2 protein-coding genes are annotated in these 1,421 nt (G+C 58.2%); both read right to left on the reverse strand.

Going from position 1 to position 1,421, the window contains the following annotated elements:
* Positions 1-88: 88 nt before the first annotated feature.
* Positions 89-595: an N-acetylmuramoyl-L-alanine amidase gene (locus C5S62_RS05395; RefSeq protein WP_104404385.1), complete on the reverse strand. Its 507-nt coding sequence runs from the start codon at positions 593-595 to the stop codon at positions 89-91.
* A gap of 6 nt (positions 596-601) precedes the next feature.
* The coding region (locus C5S62_RS13580; RefSeq protein WP_104404386.1) for a hypothetical protein at positions 602-1,421 on the reverse strand (820 nt) is incomplete at its 5' end.

Raw genomic sequence — 1,421 nt, forward strand, 5'->3', positions numbered from 1 at the left:
GGAATATGGCCGTCAGCAGTGCCGAGAGCGGCGCGGTGATGATCGCCACCGCTGCGGCAAGGATTGTTTCAGTCATTCAGTGGGGTTGTTACTGTGTTATGCCTATCTCTTTGAGCCATGCGGCCACGTCGAAACTCGGACAGGCTTTCATAAACTCGAAAGGCTCTATCACGCCGTTCCCGTTGAGGTCGGGCGAGAGGTCGCGGTGGCCGATGATTTTCACATTGAGGTGCTTGGAGTGGAAGTCGCGCACATATTCTGCCATCGCGCTTTTCTGCGCGTCTGTGCGGGTGTCTTTGGGTTTCATGCCCTTGTCGCAGCCTCCGGCATAGACTATATGGCGGCTTACGGAGTTGTAGCCTGTCGCGCCGTTGGTGATTTCCCACGGATCTACCCATGCGTCCTCGTTGTTGTTCACGAGACGTTCAACTGTGCCGTCGAGCCGGATAAGGTCTGTATAACCGACCTGTTTCCACCCGCGACCGCCCGCCGATTTGGGTGCGGTGTGCATCCGCCGGATGTCGGCGGATGACACGTCGCGTCCCTCCGGGGTGGCGGTGCAGTGGATAACGAGATATTTGAGTGCTTTTTTCATGCGGGCTTACGCTTTGAGTGCGCTCACGATCGCGCCGAGACCCTCGGCCTTTGTCGGGAGACAGATTGTGTATGTGCGCATAGAGAACAGGTTTTCCTGTGTCGTGGGGTTGGCGGCAGCTTCCTGCAGGTAGGTTTTCGTCGATCCGTTGGCTTTCATTGCGCGTTTCAGCGAGAAAGCCACGGAGCATTGCCGGTCGGTGGCCGTCGCGGGGACTGCGCCGTAGGCCAGTTTCTTCTTGGTGGAGGTGTTGTAGTAGGGACATGCGTCGTATTCATACACCTCGAAGCCGTACATACGGTTGATCGCGCCGCTCTCGTAGTTGTAATACTGCGCCGCAAACTTCAGATCCTGCTCCAGCAGGTCGGCTACATGGTCGGCGCAAAGCACGAGCATTCGACCCTCGGCGGGTATCTTGGCCTTGTCGAATGCCTTTTTGAGCGCGATGATGTCGCGGCGCGTCAGTCGCTTGCGGTCGCCGTCCACCTCGCCTGTGGTGAGCAGCACCGGGGTCTTGGCCGTATGCTCCGCCGGAGCAAGGGAGTGGATTGCGCGGCTGAACCTCACTTCGTCGAATGCCTCTTTGTGGCGTTCTATGACGGAAGCCATCTTGTCGTGGCCGAGCGCGTGGAGTTCGTCGTCGGTGATGCGGGTGGGCTTGCTCTGGTATTTGTCGAGGCGCACGGTGATGTCGCCGTCGGGGAGCGTCTCCACCTCCAACGGGTAGGAAGAGTTGTTCACAAGCACTTCGGGGTCTACTCCGACATCGACCATGTGGATCGCGTCCTTTTCTACATACTGGTCGTAGCTGCGGATTTTGTTGTAC

Source organism: Prevotella sp. MGM2 (assembly GCF_002933955.1).
Taxonomy (GTDB): domain Bacteria; phylum Bacteroidota; class Bacteroidia; order Bacteroidales; family Bacteroidaceae; genus Alloprevotella.